General features: G+C 64.9%; 22 protein-coding genes. 6 read left to right on the top strand and 16 right to left on the bottom strand.

The genetic code is table 11. From position 1 onward, the window contains the following. Nucleotides 1–57: 57 nt before the first annotated feature. The 8 genes from P6U30_RS17185 to glyA form a co-directional block, all read right to left on the bottom strand. Nucleotides 58–2,178, bottom strand: coding sequence for a sodium-translocating pyrophosphatase (locus P6U30_RS17185; RefSeq protein ID WP_407170093.1), 2,121 nt, complete (start codon nucleotides 2,176–2,178; stop codon nucleotides 58–60). A gap of 207 nt (nucleotides 2,179–2,385) precedes the next feature. Then, complete coding sequence (thiL, locus tag P6U30_RS17180) at nucleotides 2,386–3,387, bottom strand: thiamine-phosphate kinase (protein WP_407170092.1); 1,002 nt, start codon at nucleotides 3,385–3,387, stop codon at nucleotides 2,386–2,388. Nucleotides 3,388–3,541: 154 nt separating this feature from the next. Next, entirely contained in the window at nucleotides 3,542–4,036 is a 495-nt protein-coding gene (gene nusB / locus P6U30_RS17175) for a transcription antitermination factor NusB (RefSeq protein ID WP_407170091.1), read from the bottom strand. 2 nt (nucleotides 4,037–4,038) lie between these two features. Next, complete coding sequence (gene ribH, locus P6U30_RS17170; protein ID WP_407170090.1) at nucleotides 4,039–4,530, bottom strand: 6,7-dimethyl-8-ribityllumazine synthase; 492 nt, start codon at nucleotides 4,528–4,530, stop codon at nucleotides 4,039–4,041. Nucleotides 4,531–4,746: 216 nt separating this feature from the next. Further along, nucleotides 4,747–5,355, bottom strand: a complete 609-nt coding sequence (locus P6U30_RS17165; protein WP_407170089.1) for a riboflavin synthase — start codon at nucleotides 5,353–5,355, stop codon at nucleotides 4,747–4,749. Then, nucleotides 5,355–6,506 carry a bifunctional diaminohydroxyphosphoribosylaminopyrimidine deaminase/5-amino-6-(5-phosphoribosylamino)uracil reductase RibD gene (gene ribD, locus P6U30_RS17160; protein ID WP_407170088.1) on the bottom strand — a complete coding sequence of 384 codons (1,152 nt, stop codon included), beginning with the start codon at nucleotides 6,504–6,506 and terminating at the stop codon, nucleotides 5,355–5,357. The genes P6U30_RS17165 and ribD overlap by 1 nt, the downstream gene beginning before the upstream one ends. Next, nucleotides 6,503–6,985, bottom strand: coding sequence for a transcriptional regulator NrdR (nrdR, locus tag P6U30_RS17155; protein WP_407152169.1), 483 nt, complete (start codon nucleotides 6,983–6,985; stop codon nucleotides 6,503–6,505). Before nrdR ends, ribD begins: the two co-directional genes overlap by 4 nt. Before the next feature lie 27 nt (nucleotides 6,986–7,012). Further along, nucleotides 7,013–8,314, bottom strand: coding sequence for a serine hydroxymethyltransferase (gene glyA / locus P6U30_RS17150; protein WP_407170087.1), 1,302 nt, complete (start codon nucleotides 8,312–8,314; stop codon nucleotides 7,013–7,015). 455 nt (nucleotides 8,315–8,769) lie between these two features. Here glyA and P6U30_RS17145 point away from each other — a divergent pair, with 455 nt between their 5' ends. Next, nucleotides 8,770–8,940, top strand: a complete 171-nt coding sequence (locus tag P6U30_RS17145; RefSeq protein ID WP_407170086.1) for a hypothetical protein — start codon at nucleotides 8,770–8,772, stop codon at nucleotides 8,938–8,940. A gap of 134 nt (nucleotides 8,941–9,074) precedes the next feature. Next, nucleotides 9,075–9,455 (top strand): DUF930 domain-containing protein, encoded by a 381-nt coding sequence (locus P6U30_RS17140; RefSeq protein WP_407170085.1) that lies wholly within the window; start codon nucleotides 9,075–9,077, stop codon nucleotides 9,453–9,455. A gap of 79 nt (nucleotides 9,456–9,534) precedes the next feature. On the opposite strand, the gene P6U30_RS17135 is transcribed toward P6U30_RS17140, so the two are convergent. The 4 genes from P6U30_RS17135 to P6U30_RS17120 all read right to left on the bottom strand — a co-directional run bounded on the left by P6U30_RS17135 (nucleotide 9,535) and on the right by P6U30_RS17120 (nucleotide 12,972). Next, a complete protein-coding gene (locus P6U30_RS17135) occupies nucleotides 9,535–9,816 on the bottom strand; it encodes a hypothetical protein (protein WP_407170084.1) in 282 nt (93 codons plus the stop codon). A gap of 215 nt (nucleotides 9,817–10,031) precedes the next feature. Then, nucleotides 10,032–11,501, bottom strand: coding sequence for a tripartite tricarboxylate transporter permease (locus P6U30_RS17130; RefSeq protein WP_407170472.1), 1,470 nt, complete (start codon nucleotides 11,499–11,501; stop codon nucleotides 10,032–10,034). Nucleotides 11,502–11,530: 29 nt separating this feature from the next. Then, a complete protein-coding gene (locus P6U30_RS17125; RefSeq protein WP_407170083.1) occupies nucleotides 11,531–12,022 on the bottom strand; it encodes a tripartite tricarboxylate transporter TctB family protein in 492 nt (163 codons plus the stop codon). Then, nucleotides 12,019–12,972 (bottom strand): Bug family tripartite tricarboxylate transporter substrate binding protein, encoded by a 954-nt coding sequence (locus P6U30_RS17120; RefSeq protein WP_407170471.1) that lies wholly within the window; start codon nucleotides 12,970–12,972, stop codon nucleotides 12,019–12,021. The genes P6U30_RS17125 and P6U30_RS17120 overlap by 4 nt, the downstream gene beginning before the upstream one ends. Before the next feature lie 518 nt (nucleotides 12,973–13,490). On the opposite strand from P6U30_RS17120, the gene P6U30_RS17115 reads away from it, so the two are divergent. The 4 genes from P6U30_RS17115 to P6U30_RS17100 all read left to right on the top strand — a co-directional run bounded on the left by P6U30_RS17115 (nucleotide 13,491) and on the right by P6U30_RS17100 (nucleotide 14,846). After that, nucleotides 13,491–13,946, top strand: coding sequence for an Hsp20 family protein (locus P6U30_RS17115; protein WP_407170082.1), 456 nt, complete (start codon nucleotides 13,491–13,493; stop codon nucleotides 13,944–13,946). A 78-nt stretch (nucleotides 13,947–14,024) separates the two neighbouring features. After that, on the top strand, nucleotides 14,025–14,348 hold the full coding sequence (locus P6U30_RS17110; protein ID WP_407170081.1) for a hypothetical protein: 324 nt from the start codon (nucleotides 14,025–14,027) through the stop codon (nucleotides 14,346–14,348). A gap of 10 nt (nucleotides 14,349–14,358) precedes the next feature. Further along, nucleotides 14,359–14,667, top strand: coding sequence for a hypothetical protein (locus P6U30_RS17105; protein ID WP_407170080.1), 309 nt, complete (start codon nucleotides 14,359–14,361; stop codon nucleotides 14,665–14,667). Next, nucleotides 14,664–14,846: a hypothetical protein gene (locus tag P6U30_RS17100; RefSeq protein WP_407170079.1), complete on the top strand. Its 183-nt coding sequence runs from the start codon at nucleotides 14,664–14,666 to the stop codon at nucleotides 14,844–14,846. The genes P6U30_RS17105 and P6U30_RS17100 overlap by 4 nt, the downstream gene beginning before the upstream one ends. Nucleotides 14,847–14,900: 54 nt before the next feature. Here the strand turns inward: P6U30_RS17100 and P6U30_RS17095 are convergent, their stop codons facing one another. The 4 genes from P6U30_RS17095 to ldtR all read right to left on the bottom strand — a co-directional run bounded on the left by P6U30_RS17095 (nucleotide 14,901) and on the right by ldtR (nucleotide 17,567). Beyond that, nucleotides 14,901–15,980, bottom strand: coding sequence for a HoxN/HupN/NixA family nickel/cobalt transporter (locus P6U30_RS17095; protein WP_407170078.1), 1,080 nt, complete (start codon nucleotides 15,978–15,980; stop codon nucleotides 14,901–14,903). Nucleotides 15,981–16,388: 408 nt separating this feature from the next. Then, nucleotides 16,389–16,610, bottom strand: a complete 222-nt coding sequence (locus P6U30_RS17090; protein ID WP_407152161.1) for a hypothetical protein — start codon at nucleotides 16,608–16,610, stop codon at nucleotides 16,389–16,391. 20 nt (nucleotides 16,611–16,630) lie between these two features. After that, nucleotides 16,631–16,864 (bottom strand): hypothetical protein, encoded by a 234-nt coding sequence (locus tag P6U30_RS17085; RefSeq protein ID WP_407170077.1) that lies wholly within the window; start codon nucleotides 16,862–16,864, stop codon nucleotides 16,631–16,633. Nucleotides 16,865–17,048: 184 nt separating this feature from the next. Then, the gene (gene ldtR / locus P6U30_RS17080) at nucleotides 17,049–17,567 is read right to left on the bottom strand and encodes a transcriptional regulator LdtR (protein WP_407152159.1); all 519 of its coding nucleotides are present in this window, start codon (nucleotides 17,565–17,567) and stop codon (nucleotides 17,049–17,051) included. Nucleotides 17,568–18,146 lie beyond the last annotated feature (579 nt).

Genomic DNA, 18,146 nt, shown 5'->3' with positions numbered 1-18,146 from the left:
ACCAAAAACCCCGCGGCTTGCGCCGCGGGGTTTTGCGTTTCAGTCGCCCCGCGCCACTCAGTGCGCGAGGATCGCCAGCAGCAGCAGCGCCACGATGTTGGTGATCTTGATCATCGGGTTCACCGCGGGACCCGCGGTGTCCTTGTAGGGATCGCCGACGGTATCGCCCGTCACCGCTGACTTGTGGGCGTCTGAGCCCTTGCCGCCATAGTGACCGTCCTCGATGTACTTCTTGGCATTGTCCCAGGCGCCGCCGCCCGAGGTCATCGAGATCGCGACGAACAGGCCGGTGACGATCACGCCGAGCAGCATGGCGCCGACCGCCGAGAACGCCGCCGATTTGCCGGCCGCGCCGCCGCCCGCGATCGCGTAGATCACGAAGTAGACGACGATCGGCGACAGCACCGGCAGCAGCGACGGGATGATCATCTCCTTGATCGCTGCCCTGGTCAGCAGGTCGACGGCCTTGCCGTAGTCGGGCTTGTCGGTGCCCTGCATGATGCCGGGCTTCTCGCGGAACTGACGGCGCACCTCCTCGACGATCGCGCCGGCGGCGCGCCCGACCGCCGTCATGCCCATCGCGCCGAACAGATACGGCAACAGGCCGCCGAACAGCAGGCCCACCACCACATAGGGGTTGTTGAGCGAGAAGTCCGGATTGACGCCCTTGAAGTAGGCGTGGGCGTTACCGTCGCTGATGAAGAACTTGAGGTCCTGGTTGTAGGCCGCAAACAGCACCAGCGCGCCGAGACCGGCGGAGCCGATCGCGTAGCCCTTGGTCACCGCCTTGGTGGTGTTGCCGACCGCGTCGAGCGCGTCGGTCGACTTGCGCACCTCCTTGGGCAGCCCCGCCATCTCGGCGATGCCGCCGGCGTTGTCGGTGACCGGACCGAAGGCGTCGAGCGCGACGATCATGCCGGCCAGCGCCAGCATGGTGGCAGTCGCGATCGCAATGCCGAACAGGCCGGCCAGGCTGTAGGTGACGAGGATGCCGGCGATGATGACGATCGCGGGCAGCGCGGTTGCTTCCATCGAGACCGCCAGACCCTGGATCACGTTGGTGCCGTGACCGGTGACCGAGGCGGAAGCAATCGACTTCACGGGGCGATAGTCGGTGCCGGTGTAGTACTCCGTGATCCAGATGATCAGGCCGGTGACCACGAGACCCACCACGCCGCACCAGAACAGCGCCATGCCGGTGTACTCGACGCCGTCGAGCTTGCCGAAGCCGATCAGCCAGTTGATGACGGCGGCGACGCCGATCAGCGACAGGATGCCGGTGGCAATCAGGCCCTTGTACAGCGCACCCATGATCGACTGGCTCGCGCCGAGCTTGACGAAGAAGGTGCCGATGATCGAGGTGATGATGCAGATGCCGCCGATCGCGAGCGGCAGCGTCATCATATTCACCAGAATCGGCGTCTTGGCGAAGAAGATCGCGGCGAGCACCATGGTGGCGACCGCGGTCACCGCATAGGTCTCGAACAGGTCGGCCGCCATGCCGGCGCAGTCGCCGACATTGTCCCCGACATTGTCGGCGATGGTGGCCGGGTTGCGCGGATCGTCCTCGGGGATGCCGGCCTCGACCTTGCCGACGAGATCGCCGCCGACGTCAGCCCCCTTGGTGAAGATGCCGCCGCCGAGACGGGCGAAGATCGAGATCAGCGAGGCGCCGAAGCCGAGCGCCACCATGGCGTCGACCACGGTCCGGCTGCTCGCCTCCAGCCCGAGGAAATGAACCAGCACGATGAAGTAGATGGTGACGCCGAGCAGCGCGAGACCGGCGACCAGGAGGCCGGTGATCGCGCCGGCCTTGAAGGCGAGCTCGAGGCCGCCGGCGAGCGAGGTGGTCGCCGCCTGCGCGGTGCGGACGTTGGCGCGTACCGAGACGTTCATGCCGATGAAGCCGGCCGCGCCCGACAGGATGGCGCCGATCGCAAAGCCGATCGCAACCAGCACGCCGAGGAAGTAGGCCAGCAACAGAAAGATCACGATACCGACCATGCCGATCGTGGTGTACTGGCGGCGCAGATAGGCCTGGGCCCCCTCGCGCACGGCGCCTGCGATCTCCTGCATGCGCGGACTGCCTGCATCCGCGTTCAAGACCGACGACGTCGCCCAGATTGCGTAGACGACGGAAAGCGCCCCGCAGAGCACAATCAACCATAATGCTGTCATTGAATGTTGCCTCAGATCCTTGATGTAACCCCCGCGCCTTTTTGCTGGCGCTTATTTTTCGAGGATCATCCCTCCCCAAGAGAGGCATGTCCTCAAATCGGGCGAGACCTTGCCAAAATCGTTAACCCCGCGCAACGGCACCCAGGGCCGAAAACGCCGATATTGGCAGCTCTTTAGGAGGAAAGTCGCGGCTTGCGGCCGGGTGTACTAGAAATGGCTGTAGGACAGCCGCTCCAGCGTCTGTTCCCTGCCCTGTCCGTCGAGGAAACGCGGACCGACGCGGCCGCTGACGATCCGACCGATGGCGGCGACAGCAACGCCTGCGCCCTGCGCCGCCAGCGCAAAGGCGTCGGCGCGGTCCTGGGGCACAGCGCAGAGGATTTCGTAGTCGTCGCCGCCTGCGATCAGCGCCTCGACACCCACCACGCCCTGCGCAAGCAGCGAGGCGGCCGCCCGGGAGTGCGGGATGCGCGGCAGTTCGATCTCGGCCGACACGCCCGACGCTGCGCACAGCTTGGCGAGGTCCCCCGCCAGCCCGTCCGACACATCCATCGCGGCGCTGGCATGCTCGCGCACCGCCAGCGCCAGCGCGTTGCGCGGCTGCGGGATACGATACCGGGAGGCGAGCCAATCCCGGGCGGCGGCATCCTCAGCAAGCGCCGCAGCGACCGGACCGCCCCGCAATACGTCGAGACCGAGCGCGGCATCGCCGATCGTTCCGGTGACGAACACACGATCGCCGGCCTTTGCACCGGAACGGTGCACCATGCAGCCATCAGGCACCCGCCCGAACGCCGTGATCGAGATCATCAACGGTCCCGGCGTCGACACGGTGTCGCCGCCGAGCAGCGGGCAACCGTAGTGCGCGGCGTCTTCGCCGAGCGCAGCCGCGAACGGCTTCAGCCAGGCCTCCTCGACCGCGCGCAGCGCCACCGTCAGCACGAAGCCCGCGGGCACTGCGCCCTTGGCCGCAATGTCGGACAGGTTCACCCGCAACGCCTTGCGCGCCAGCGTATCGGGCGGATCACCGGCGAGAAAATGCACACCCTCGACGATCGCATCCGTCGTGACCACGATCTCCTCGCCGGCCGCCTTCAGCGCGCCGGCGTCGTCGTCGAGATTGAACGCTCCAGGGTCGGTCGCGAGCGGCTTGAAATAGCGCGCGATGAGGCTGTCTTCGCCGGATACCTGTTTGTCGCTCTGTGTCACGATAGCAGACCCGTCATCCTGAGGTGCGAGCGCTTGCGAGCCCCGAAGGATGCACGGTCGAGCTGCGACCGACCAACCACGCCGCCACCCTTCGAGGCCTCCGCTTCGCGACGGCACCTCAGGATGACGGCTACGGCGAGCAGCATCCGGCTATCTACCCCCGCACAAATTCATCGCCGCGGAACTGGCGCGCGATCTGGTCGAGCACGGCGTTCACCATGCCGGTCTCGTCCTTTTCGACAAAGGCATGGGCGACGTCGACATATTCGGAGACGACGACGCGGCCCGGCACGTCCTTGCGATGCTCGAGCTCGTAGGAGCCGGCGCGCAGCACGGCACGCAGGATCGCATCGATCCGCTTCAGCGGCCAGCCCTTCGACAGCGCGTCATCGATCAACGGGTCAAGCCTCGCCTGGTCGCGCACCACACCGGAGACGACATCGCGGAAGAATGCAGCCTCGGCCGGCAGGTATTTCTCACCTTCGACCTCGTTGCCGAGCCAGTGGCTCTCGAACTCCGCGAAGATGTCGTTGAGGCCGGCGCCGGCGATATCCATCTGGTACAGCGCCTGCACCGCCGCGAGCCGCGCGGCACCGCGCCGGTTGGCTTTCCTGTCGGGACCTTTCGCCGGCTTCTTGCTCTCTGCCATGGTCAGGCCTTTGCCAGACGGCGTTTGATGCGCAGCATCGCGAGCGCCGCGCGCGCCGCATCGCCGCCCTTGTTCAGTTCGCTGGCGCGCGCCCGTGCCCAGGCCTGCGCCTCGGTGTTGACGGTCAGGATGCCGTTGCCGAGCGGGAATTTCCGGCTGACCGCCAGATCCATCAGTCCGCGCGAGGACTCGTTCGACACGATCTCGAAATGGATGGTGTCGCCGCGCACCACGCAGCCGAGCGCGATGGCCGCATCATACGGCTTGCCGCCGGCTTCCGCCGCGTCGATCGCAATCGCGATCGCGGCCGGGATTTCCAGCGCGCCCGGCACCGTGATCACGTCATAGGTCACGCCGGCCGCCTTCAGCTCGGCCACCGCGCCCTCCAACAGCGCATCCTGGAGGTCGTCATAAAACCGCGCCTCGACGATCAGCGCGCGTGCGCCTGATATGTCGGTCTGGTCCTTCAGGGGTGCGCGCCGCGCGTCAGCCATTCTTCAATCCGTTTCATTCTGGTACCGGCGCGGTATGTAGTCGCCAGTGGTAGCCAAGCCAAGCATCAATGCTAGAGACGTCGTCATTCCGGGATGGTCCGAAGGACCAGACCGAAGATGCACAATTGTGCATCGGGGAATCTCGAGATTCCACAATGCGCAATTGCGCATTGGGGTTCGATGCTGACGCATCGCCCCGGAATGACCGCTGCGCCGTCACTTCATCTCCGACAGCCGCGCCGCGTAGCGGGCCATCAGGTCGACCTCGATATTGACCTCGCTGCCGGCCTTCCAGCCGCTCAGGGTGGTGACCTCCAGCGTATGCGGGATGATCAGCACCGAAAAGGTCACGTCATCGACCGTATTCACCGTCAGCGACACGCCGTCCAGTGTCACCGAGCCCTTGGCCGCGATGAACCGCGCGAGCTCACGGGTGGTTTTCAGCTCGAAACGGGCCATGTCGGGCAGATCGTCGCGCCTGACGATGGTCGCGATGCCGTCGGCGTGGCCGGCCACGATGTGGCCGCCGAGCTCGTCGCCGATCTTGAGCGCGCGCTCGAGGTTGAGCCGGGTTCCCTCGACCCAGCGCTTCGCCGTGGTCATGCCGAGCGTCTCGGCTGCGGCATCGACGTCGAACCAGGTCTTGCCGCCGGCCGTACCGGAGGCGACCACCGTGAGACAGACGCCGTTGCAGGCGATCGAGGCGCCGTCGGCGATCGTGGTCTGGTCGTAGTCGCAGGCGATCCGCATCCGATGCAACTGCCCCTGCGCCACCGGCTTCAGGTAGGTGATTTCACCGACATCGGTGACAATTCCGGTAAACATTACGCACGCTCGTAGATATCAAGACTGTCTTTGCCGAGCGTCTCGCTAGCACGAAGCCTGAACGACGGCGACTGCGTGATTGCGGCGAGCGGCAATGCGTCCAGCGCGGGAACGCCATCGGCGCCGACGCTCTCAGGCCCGCGCAACAGCCAGATCTCGTCGGCGAGGCCGGCAGCGACGAAAGACGACGCAACCCGCGCCCCGCCCTCGACCATCAGCCGCGTGATCCCTTTCTCCGCCAGCGTATGCAACACGGCTGGCAGATCGAGCCCGGGCAACGCCGCGGCCGAGGCGACGCGGATCACCTGCGCGCCGGCGGCACCGAGCTTCACCGCGGCAGGCGCTTCGGCCGTGTCAGATGTCATCACCCAGAGCGGCGTCTCGCGCGCGGAATGCACCAGGCGGCTGTCACCCGGCGTCCGCAAGGCGCGATCCAGCACGACGCGGACCGGCGAGCGCGACGCCATCCCCGGCAGCCGGCAGGTGAGCAACGGATCGTCGGCCAGCACCGTGCCGATCCCGACCAGGATCGCATCGCTCTGCGCGCGCAGCAGATGCACCCGGGTCCGCGCCGCTTCGCCTGATATCGCGACCGGCCGGTTGCCGGCGGCGCCGATCTTGTCGTCGGCCGATAGCGCTAGCTTGAGGATCACGTGTGGGCGCCCGTCACGGACGCGGCGGAAATGCCCGGCATGATCGCGCGCGGCCTCCGCCGCGCACAGCCCGACATCGACGGCGATGCCAGCCGTGCGCAGCCGGGCGTGGCCCTGCCCGGCGACTTCCGGATTGGGATCCTCGATCGCCGAAACCACGCGGGCAAGCCCCGCGGCGACGACGGCGTCGGCGCAGGGCGGCGAGCGGCCGAAATGCGAACAGGGTTCGAGCGTCACATAGAGCGTAGCGCCACGGGCGGCCGGACCGGCGCGCCCGAGCGCCTCCACCTCCGCATGCGGACGCCCGCCTGGATGCGTCCAGCCGCGGCCGACGATCACGCCGTCCTTGACGATCACAGCGCCGACCGCCGGGTTGGGCCAGGTCCGCCCCAGCCCCCGCCGGCCGAGCGCGAGCGCGAGCTGCATGAACCGAAAATCCGCTGCCTTCGCGTCCCGGGATTTTTGCGCGAGCTGATCTTCCAGAATGCGGAAGATCATTTCCGCAGCGTCGCGACCTGCGGGTCGTCCTCACCGTGCAGCTCGCCGAGCACGATCTCGAAGTCCTTGGCCTCGCGGAAATTGCGATAGACCGAGGCGAACCGCACATAGGCGACATCGTCGAGCTGGCGCAGATGCTCCATCACGATCTCGCCGATCGCCTCCGAGGACACTTCGGCTTCGCCGCCGCTCTCGAGCTCGCGCACGATCGCTGACACCGTCTTCTCCAGCCGCTCGGAATCCACCGGGCGTTTGCGCAAGGAGATCTGCAGCGAGCGCACCAGCTTGTCGCGGTCGAACGGCACGCGGCGGCCGTTGCGCTTGATCACGGTGAGTTCGCGGAGCTGCACCCGCTCGAAGGTCGTGAAGCGGAAGTTGCAGGCCATGCACACGCGCCGCCTGCGGATCACGGCGGAGTCCTCGGTCGGACGCGAGTCCTTGACCTGCGTATCAAGACTGTTGCAGCTCGGACAGCGCATCCGACGGGCCCCTTGGAGAGCGATACCTTACTGGTAGATCGGGAAACGGTCGGTCAGCGCCTTGACGCGCTCCTTGATCGCGGCCTCGACCAGCGGCGCTTTGCCGTCGGGCGACTGCGCGAGCGCGTTCAGCACCTCGGCGATCATGCCACCGACCTGCTTGAATTCCGCGACACCGAAGCCGCGCGTGGTCGCCGCCGGCGTGCCGAGCCGCAGGCCCGAGGTGACGAACGGTTTCTCGGGATCGAACGGGATGCCGTTCTTGTTGCAGGTGATGGCGGCGCGCACCAGCGCCTTCTCCGAGACGTTGCCCTTCAGCCCCTTCGGGCGCAGGTCGACCAGCATCAGATGGTTGTCGGTGCCGCCGGACACGATGTCGAGGCCGTGGCCGCGCAGCGTCTCCGCCAGCGCCTTGGCGTTCTCGACCACGTTCCGGGCGTAGACCTTGAAGTCCGGCCGCAGCGCCTCGCCGAACGCCACCGCCTTGGCGGCGATGACGTGCATCAGCGGGCCGCCCTGCAGGCCCGGGAAGATCGCCGAATTCAGCTTCTTGGCCAGCGTCTCGTCATTGGTGAGGATCAGGCCGCCGCGCGGACCGCGCAGCGACTTGTGCGTCGTGGTCGTGGTGACGTGGGCATGCGGCACCGGCGAGGCATGCACGCCGCCGGCGACGAGGCCCGCGAAATGCGCCATGTCGACCAGGAGATAGGCGCCGACGCTGTCGGCGATCTCGCGGAAACGCTTGAAGTCCCAGGCCCGCGAATAGGCCGAGCCGCCGGCGATGATCAGCTTCGGCTTGACCTCTTCGGCCTGCTTTTGCACCGCATCCATGTCGATGATCTCGTCCTCGCGCCGCACGGTGTAGTGCGCGGCCTTGAACCACTTGCCGGACATGTTGACCGGTGAGCCGTGGGTGAGATGGCCGCCGGCGGCGAGATCGAGACCCATGAAGGTGTCGCCGGGCTGCAGCAGCGCCAGGAACGCCGCCTGGTTCATCTGGCTGCCGGAATTGGGTTGCACGTTGGCAAACTGGGCGCCGAACAGCTTCTTGGCGCGATCGATCGCCAGGTTCTCGGCGACGTCGACCCACTCGCAACCGCCATAGTAGCGCGCGCCCGGATAGCCCTCGGCATATTTGTTGGTCATCACCGAGCCCTGTGCTTCCAGGACCGCCCGGCTGACGATGTTTTCGGAGGCGATCAGCTCGATCTCATGGCGCTGGCGGCCGAGCTCGCCCTTGATCGCGGCCGCGATCTCGGGATCGGCCTCGGCAAGACCGGCCGTGAAGAAGGAATCGGGCGCGGAAGCAGTCTTGGACGAAGAGGTCATCGGCGAAATATCTCCACCGCCGCAAGCCTTTACGCAGGATGCGGACGGTCACGAGTGGCGGTCGAAGCTGGTCGCAGAGCGTTACCACATCGGCCCAAAATGGCCAAGCGGTTGCGGTCCCCCACCACCGATTATGCCAGATATGGTGGGGACGGCAGGGATCCGCCAGATCGACCCGGGACCGGGTTCCCCTCGCCGCCCCGCGCGAAAGGCGACGAAATCGGCGGAACAGACGCCCGGTCCTGAGATTTCCGAAAGGCCGCAGCCGACGTTACATGACCGGCAACACCGTATGATAGAGCCGATCGGCAGGCGCCGATGGATCCTTTGCGGGGTCCATCACGTCATTATTAGTCGAGCGGCGCGAAACGCTGGCCGCGTCGGCGACGTGCAGAGCACGCATACGGCGTGCAGCATTTGCGGCAGGGAGCGCGGCTTCATTCGCGATCTGGACGATGAACAAGACGACCAAGGAACTCAAGCGACAAGCCCGGAAGGCCGAAGTCGCGGCAAAGGCGACCGCCGATGAGATCGTGACCAGCGAGCTGAAGGCGCTCGCGACGGCGTTTCGTGCGCAGGCCAAGGTCATCAAGCAGAACAAGAAAAAGAAGACCTCGCCGGCGTGAGCTTCGGCTCGCGCAATCGTGCGCGATTTGCACACGGCGATACCGCAGGCGACGTGCGCCGATGATTGATGGGCGCGCGTGTTTTTGTATATCACGCGGACCGTCGATTCCCTCCTCTCCACAGCGAGGCACAATTGAGACTGATCTACCTGACGGCGCTGCTCGCGCTGTCCGCGCCCGCTTTTGCCCAAGACCAACGCTTCCTCGACAGCCTGCGCAGGCTCGAACCGCAAACGAGGCTCGAGCAGGTCTGCGACTACGCCGTGATGTCCCGCATCGACCGCGACACCGGAAAGGAAGCCGACCGGGCGAAGTCGGACGTCACCTCCCGCCCCTCGCACGCCGGCAACACGATCACGGCGACGGGCGGCGCGTTCCGCAGCAACGGCCGATGGTACGGATTATCCTATGTCTGCCAGGGCACGCCCGATCACCTGCACGTAACGAGCTTGCACTACAAGATCGGCGGCACGATTCCGGAATCGAAGTGGGCCTCGCTCGGCCTCTGGCGATAGCAGCGACGCGCAAGCCGGCTCGCGAACCGGCGCGAGAGGTAGCGTCGAAGGGGCGGCTTCCTGAACGTGCGGATCAACGTCAAAATGCATTCTTGAATTGCGCGACATAGTCGGGGCTCCCATAGACCCACATGGGCTCGTCGCATTGTTGCGGACCTTGGTCGTTCATGCAGGCAGCACTCCATGGCGGAGCTGCGATCTGACGACCTACGATCCCACCCCCTTGCAGTCGACCGCCAATGATCGGTCGCTTGGCGAGGCGCGTGATAATGCGGTTTTTGTCAGCTTGCACATGAGCCGTGGCTTGCGTCGCGAGAAATGGCACCAGCAGTAATGCTGCCAGAAGGTATGCGATCTTCATTGTTCAGCCGCCTTGATTGAGCCTCGCGCGGGCGGAGGCATGTGCGCTAATGAATGGAAGACCGGGATTGGAGTCTGGATATTTCCGAATCACGCAAATGTTTGGCTTGATCGATGCATCGCGCGCAGCATGCGCAAAATGATCGAGGCTCCACGACCTCGGCGCCTGGCGGACTTCGGCAAATCGTCCGCCCGGTCGATTGATGGGGTCACAGCTCAATCCTCGTTGGCCCTGAACCGCCCCAATCCCTTCAGCACGAACGGCGCCAGCAGCGCGATCAGCGCGATCGCGAGCAGCGTCGCCGACATCGGGCTTTGCAGCAGCACCAGGGGATCGCCGAGGCTGATCGCCAGTGCGCGGCGCAACTGGCTCTCGGCGATCGGCCCAAGGATGAGGCCGATGACGACGGGCGCGATCGGAAAATCGAACCGGCGCATCGCAAAGCCCATCACACCGAACGCCGCCAGCATCGACAGTTCGACCACCGACGGCTTTGCGGCGATCGTCCCCATGGTCGCGAACACCAGAATGCCGGCATAGAGCCAGGGCTGCGGGATCGCGAGCAGCCGCACCCACAGGCCGACCAGCGGCAAGTTGAGCACCAGCAGCATGCCGTTGGCGATGAACAGGCTTGCGATCAGTCCCCACACCAGGTCGGGCCGCTCGGCGAACAACAGCGGTCCAGGGTTCAGGCCGTATTGCTGGAAGCCTGCGAGCATCATCGCCGCGGTCGCCGAGGTCGGCAGCCCCAGCGTCAACAGCGGCACCAGCGTGCCGGCAGCGGAGGCGTTGTTGGCGGCTTCCGGGCCGGCGACGCCTTCGATCGCACCTTTGCCGAATTCCTCCGGATGTTTCGTGAGCCGCCGTTCGGTGGAATAGGACAGGAAGGTCGGGATCTCCGCGCCCCCAGCCGGCAGCGCACCGATCGGGAAACCGAACAGCGTGCCGCGCAGCCATGGCTTCCACGACCGCCGCCAGTCCTCGCGCGTCATCCACAGCGAGCCGCGCACCGGCTCGAGCTTCTCCTCGGTATGATGGCAGCGCGAGGCGACGTAAAGCGCCTCCCCCACCGCGAACAGGCCGACCGCGAGCGTCGTCACCTCGACGCCGTCGAGCAGTTCAGGGATGCCGAAGGCAAGCCGCGCCTGACCGGTGAGCTTGTCGATGCCGACAAGCCCGAGCGTCAGGCCGATGAACAGGCTGGTCAATCCGCGAACCGGTGAGTCGCCGAAGGTCGCCGAGACGGTGACGAAGGCGACGCACATCAGCGCGAAGTAATCCTCTGGCCCGAAGCGGACCGCGACATCGACCAGCCAGGGCGCGAGGAAAGCCAGACCGATGGTGGCGATGGTGCCCGCTACGAACGAGCCGATCGCCGAGGTCGCGAGTGCCGGACCGCCGCGGCCGGCCTTCGCCATCTTGTTGCCCTCGAGCGCGGTCGCCATCGACGCGCTCTCGCCTGGCGTGTTGATCAGGATCGCGGTGGTCGAGCCGCCGTACATGCCGCCGTAATAGATGCCGGCGAACATGATCAGGGAGCCGCCGGGATCGAGCTTGTACGTCACCGGCAACAGCAACGCGACCGTCAGCGCCGGACCGATGCCCGGCAACACGCCGACCGCGGTGCCGAGGAATACGCCGATCAGCGCATAGAGCAGATTCATCGGCTGGATGGCGACCGCCATGCCATGCGCCAGCGCGGCGAAAGTATCGATCACAGCAGTCGCTCCAACGGGCCGGCAGGAAGGCTCAACGTCAACAGCTTGTCGAACGCGAGATAAATCAGGGTGGTCATGACGAGTGCGATTGCGCTGTCAGCCAGGATGGCGCGCCGGCCGAATGCGGCCGAGGTGGTGACGAACAGCGCCGAGGTGGCGAGGATGAAGCCGCCGCCGAAGCCGATGATCGCGATCAAGAGTGCAAGCCCGGCGATGATCAGCCACACCGGCCTGGGATCGGCGCTCTCGCGCGGCGGCAGGTTGCCGCGCAACGCATCGATCAGATTGCCGATGGCGAGCATGACGAGGCCGACGGCGATGACGACCGGCATCGCCTCGGGCCCCATTCCGTACATCGTTGTGGACGGCAGCTTGCTCGCATCCCAGACCAGCACCGCAGCAACCGCGGCAAGCGCCGCCGCGATGACAAGTCCCACACGATCGACACGCCGCGTCTGCCCGCCGCCGGAAGCACCGTCCGGCGTCATGACTTCACGAGGCCGACGGACTTCAGCACGTCGGTCACGCGCGCGGTCTCCTTCTTCAGGAACTCCGCAAACGCGTCGCCGCCGAGATAGGCGTCATCCCAGCCCTTCTGCTTCAGGATCTCCTTCCAGGCGTCGGACTTCACCATCTTCTCCACGGCGTCGCTCAACGTCTTGCGCTGCTCCGGCATGATGCCGGGCGGCGCAACCACCGAGCGCCAATTGGCCAGCACCAGATCGATGCCCTGCTCCTTGAAGGACGGGATGTCGACGCCTGACAGACGCTTCTCCGAGGTCACGCCGAGCGCCCGCAGCTTGCCGGCCTTGATCTGGCCCTCGTACTCGCTCAGCCCCGAGATGCCTGCCGTGACCTTGCCGCCGAGAATGGCGGCGAGCGATTCTCCGCCGCCGGAAAACGGAATGTAGTTGATCTTCTTGGCGTCGGCGCCGACCGCGCCGGCGAAAAGCGCGGCCATCACGTGGTCGACGCCCCCGGCCGAGCCGCCGGCAAAGGTGACCTTGGCGATATCGGCCTTGACGGCGGCCGCAAGATCCTGCGCCGTCTTGATCGGCGAATTCGCCGGCACGACGATGACCTGGATTTCTTCTGTGAGGCGCGCGATCGGCGTCACCTGATCGAGCGTGACCGGCGACTTGTTCATGGCGAGCGCCCCGACCATCACGAAGCCGTTCACCATCATCTGGTTGCCGTCGCCCTTGGCGCCGTTGACGAATTGCGCGATGCCGACGCTGCCGCCGGCGCCGGGGACGTTCGTCACCTGGACGCTGCGCGCGACACCGGAGGCCACGAGCGCCTGCTGCATCGATCGCGCGGTCTGATCCCATCCGCCGCCGGGCGCCGCCGGCGCCATCAGCTTGAGCTCGAGCTGCTGCGCGGTCGCTGTATGGCTTGCGCCCAGCATCAGCGCGACAATCGCGCCGAGCAGGCGCATGCGAGACGGGATCATGGGGCTCCTCCTGAATTTGCGGCCTGCCGATCGCTGGCTGCATCCGGTCACGTGGTCGCATCGGCGGTCGGAAAGCGGTCCCATCAGAAGGAATCGCTCGCCGACGTCGGGTCTGCGTGTCCCTAGCGACCATTCGCCACAGTCTTCGGCAAGCCGGGCGGCTCGATTACTCCGTGCAGCAAATCGCCGCATCCCGTAGGTGGTTTTTTCGCTTGCTTTGATTCGGACGGTCCGCCAGCGCCCCTCTAACCGGCCGCGGGTTTGCCGGCGTTCTTGGCGCCGTTCCCGCCACAAGCCATCCAGCCGCACCACGAGCGCGGTCGGGCGGGAGCCAAAAAATTTTTCAGCCGAATTCTTGACAGCGCGATCGCTTTTTTTATCTTTTTTGTCGCCGGTTTTCCCCTGTGGGGCTGGTGCCTGGTCGCCGCTCGGGTCCAGGCGAGACGGGCACCGGTCGTGTCCGGTGCCGTTCATATCCATCTTGCTCTCTGGAGGATTTGGTTATGCGCAGCTACGACTTCTCTCCCCTGTTCCGGTCAGCCATCGGATTTGACCGGCTTTTTGATCTCGCCGAAGCAGCCCACCGGGCGGGCGAGGACAACTACCCTCCCTACAATATCGAACGGCTAGCGGAAGACCGTTACCAGATCGCGCTTGCGGTCGCCGGCTTCGCGCCCGATGAGATCTCGGTTACGGCAGAGCAGAACATTCTGACGATTGAGGGTGCCAAGGTCGAAAAAGCCGACCGCGAGTACATCTATCAGGGCATCTCGACCCGCAGATTCAAGCGACAATTCAGCCTGGCCGACCACGTCGAGGTCAAGAGCGCCGCGTTCGACAACGGTCTTCTCAAGATCGAGTTGGCGCGCGAAGTGCCGGAGGCGATGAAGCCGCGACGCATCGCGATCAACGAGACATCGAGCAAAGCGCCGCGACAGCTCGAAAGCGTCGCCGCCTGATCCAATCGACGAAGCCGCGCCTGACCGACCGGCGCGGCTTCGCTCCTCAGCAACTCGTCTTCAGAATGGAGGCATCCGATGCGGCCGACGACCGCGCCTGCTCATAACGTTGTTGGTTTCAGCCTGCCAATTCACAACGAGCACCACTATGAAGCCCCGCACGATGTGGTGCGGGACTCGCGCCTGACCATGGCGGAGAAGCGCGCCATATTGGCGTCCTGGGCCTCGGACGCCAGCGCCGTCGCGTCCAATCCTGCTCTGCGCGCTCCCCGAGGGCTCAGATCGCCCGTTCCCGTCAGTGAAATCCTGGAGGCGCTGCGTATCCTCGACAACGATCCTCCCGATCCGCCAGGCGGACGCCCCGCCCGACTGCACTCCGTCGACCGTTGCTTGGCGGCATAGGGAGGGCGAGATGGCAAATACCAAATTGCCGAAGCACGTCGTCGATAGGCTCGAGGGACGCTGGTGGTCGAGATTCGAACAGGCAAGACAGCGGGGCTCGGAACTGTTCGACCACCAGCTTGAGCAACTGCGCGCTCATCGCAACAACATTCGCCGGTATCGGCGATTGCTGCAGACCCAACTCTCCGATCTCGAACGCCAGTTCATCGAAAGACGGCTCCATGAAGAGGTCGCAGCGATGCGAGGTCTCTCGGCCGCCATTCCGCCGCTGCCGGCTCCCTCGCTCGATGGCGTTCCTTGCGAGGAGCTCCAACCATGAATGAGCTGCGACAACTGCTTGTACGAGGCAGCGAAAAGATCATCGGCCACTATCAATTCCTGCTCGACACCGCCGCGTCGGAAGGCGAGCGCGAACGTTTCAGACGGAGGATCGAGGAGGAACGCCGGATATTGAACCGGCTGCTCGATCATCCCCATCAGACGGCACGCGCTGCCTGAGGTGGTCGGCGGCGCAGAACCGATGTCGGTCGCGGCATTCCCCGCGGCCGGCACTCAACCTACCGGGCTCTCGCCCTTGATCTCGTCGAACCGGCCGAGCCGATACACCAGCACCGAGATCAACCACGCAGCGATGAACACGGCCACGATGAGATATCCGAGCAGGCTGAAATCGTCGCTGATCTTGCCGACGAGTTCCCAGAACGGTCCTTGAAGGTCGAGCTTGCTCGCGATGAGGCCAAGCGCCTCGATGCCGCCGATCAAGAGCGCAACGATGATCGAGATCAGCGTCATGGTCAGATTGTAGTAGAGCTTGCGCACCGGCTGCCGGAACGCCCAGCCATAGGCCTGAACCATGATGATGCCGTCGGCGGTGTCGATCAGCGACATGCCGGCGGTGAACAGCGCCGGAAATACCAGGATCGACCATACCGGCAAGCCGGCGGAGCCCTGCGCGGCGGAAATTCCGATCAGGCCGATCTCGCTCGCGGTGTCGAATCCCAGGCCGAACAGAAAGCCGAGCGGGTACATCTGCCAGCTCCTGGTGATCAACGCGAACAGCGAGCGCAGCATGCGGGCAAAGAAGCCGCGCTGTTGCAGCAGCTCGCGAAGCTCCTGCTCGGTGGCGTGATCGCCGCGGCGGGACGCCTGAAAGGCGCGGTAGACCGAGATCAGGATCATCGTATTGATCAGGGCGATCACCAGCAGGAAGACGGCAGACACCCCGGTCCCGATCACGCCGCCGAACGCCTTGAAGCCCTCGAACCTGGCTTCGAGGGCGCCAACCGAGACCGCAACCAGCAAGGAGGCCGCGATCACCACCGTCGAATGGCCCATCGCGAAGAACAGGCCGACGGCCAGCGGCCGCTTGCCGTCCTGCATGAGCTTGCGCGTGACGTTGTCGATCGCCGCGATATGGTCGGGGTCGACGGCGTGACGAAGCCCGAGCGTGTAGGCAAGCGATGCCGTTCCAAGCAGCAGCGGATAATCGCGAAAGCTGAGATAGGCCCAAAGCCAGACCGCGACGTTCACCAGAATCAGCAGCGCACCGAGACAATACGCCTTCGCCTTGGCATCCGCCGCTTCGTCGTCGAACAGTCCTAAGATCAATGCACGCCCGCCATCGCCGGTCACCAGCGATCCCCGCTGGATCTCTGCAGTTCGATTTGCCCGGCGCCTGGACGCTAGCCGCACCTGTATGACGATACAATACGAATATCATACCGCATCCAAGTCGCCGTCTGCGGGTGTTGCGCCTCTACGTGATGAGGGCGAAGCGAAGATGCAAAGCTCGGACAATTCATGTCGCGAGAACGCGGATTTACGAGTCACAAGCGGCGCCACCCCTTCGCCGTCGTCCCGGCGAAGGGGTGAAGCGAGCTGCGACCGCTCGGCTCATGCACCGACGTCTCTGGAATACTGGGTCACCCGCCGTCGCGGGTGACGACGCCCGCTGTTTGCCGGTTGAATCGGAATTTGCGTCGCGTCATTGCGCGAGCGCGGCGACACATCGCCCAATGACGGGCGGGAGCCCGCCGCTCGCTACAGCCCGGTATACCCGGCCTTCACATGGTCCGCGCTGCCATCGAGCTGCCGCAGATAGGTCAAACCGCAGACGGTCAACCGGTGCGGGTCGGTCTCGCCGGCCTCGAACAGCGTCCGCACGTACTCGGTCACCTTCGCGCGCGCTTCGTCGCTCGCTGCGGCCGTGCGATTGAGCAGCAGATCGTAGGTCAGCATGATGCGATCGATGGCGGCTTCCATTGATGTCTCCGGGTTAACGCTCAAGCGACGACCAGCGTCTCGGCCTCAAATTGCGCGATCGCCTTGTTGGCGAGGCGAATCCTGTTCAGCTCACCGTGCTGGAACAGCTTCACGATGATGCCGAGCAGGCGCTCGTTGGTGACGAATGTGTCGGGAATCGCGCCGGATTTGCGCAGATAGTTCGATGCGATCGCGTAGGCGTCACCGACGACCTCGACGTTCAACACGATCTGCATCTCGCGCTCGACCACCATATTCCCAGTCTCCATTGGGCTGACAATAAGCCGTAAGGACGGACTTGGTTCCTCGTCGCGGCGCTTTTTTTCGCAGATGCAGCATGACAAAACGCACCGGCCGGGCATGGCCGATGCGTGTCTGGAGGATGGCTGCCGGTCTTCTGGATTGGCCGGCTTGGCCGTCAGGCGGGAAAGATGGGGCTTAGAGGCGATAGAGGATCTGGTCGGTCCAGAACCGCTCGAGACGGTGCAGCGACTTGTTGAGGCTTGCGAACTCTTCGTTCGAGATGCCGCCGACCTGCTCCACCGTTTTGACGTGCTTCTGATAGAGCGCGTCGACGATGCGGCGGACCTCCTGGCCCTGCGCCGTCAAACGAATACGAACCGAGCGACGATCGACGCGCGAGCGCTGATGATCGAGGAAGCCGAGCTCGACGAGCTTCTTCAGATTGTAGGAGACGTTGGAGCCGAGATAGTAGCCACGGGTGCGCAGCTCGCCGGCGGTCAGCTCCTTGTCGCCGATGTTGTAGAGGAGCAGCGCCTGCACCGAGTTGATGTCGGCACGGCCGCGGCGATCGAACTCGTCCTTGATGACGTCGAGGAGCCGGCGATGCAGCCGCTCCACCAAAGTCAGTGCTTCGAGATAGAGCGGCTGCACCGGCGATTGACCGGTAGCGCGATCAGCGGCTTCCACCGCCGTTGTCGCAACGGCTTTGATCATGACACTTCCCCTGTTGTCGTTTTTATCGACTTATTCGACGAAACTTGTGTCCCGCCTGATAGGTGCAACGTAAGGGGGCCGTTTGAAGATCAGCTTAAATAAGACAATAAAGAGATCATGAATTTAAGACAGTGAATCGCGGATTAAGCTCGTAGATCAAGGACTTTCGGCAACTTTTCATTGACGGTGGCGTGCCCTTTGTTCACGCTTCGTCTGCCTGCCCTGTCGCATTCGGAAACAGCTTCGTCTGAATTCGAAACGGTGACGTAACAGGTGTGAGGGAACCCTCTACGGTCACCGAACGGTTACCGGAAAAATCTCGAAAAATCTTACGGGATCGAATGATGGATTCTGCACGCGATGCGCGCAGTGGCGGCGTGTGCGCCGCGCTCCCGTTCCCGGCGCCCCGCTCGCAACAACCGGGGCCCGCCGTCGGCCAGCGCAAAGCCGACTGGCAAATATGCCGAGATCCGGTAATCGATCCCGACGGCGATCCCGCAGGCGCGCTCCCGATGGGGTGTTTCGATAGGGTGCGCGGTCTGTGACACCCACCTAGCAGATACAGCGATCCTGTCTTCT

The sequence above is a fragment of the Bradyrhizobium sp. ORS 111 genome, from assembly GCF_045571485.1.
Taxonomy (GTDB): Bacteria; Pseudomonadota; Alphaproteobacteria; order Rhizobiales; family Xanthobacteraceae; genus Bradyrhizobium.
This window is presented reverse-complemented; position numbering and strand designations above follow the sequence as displayed.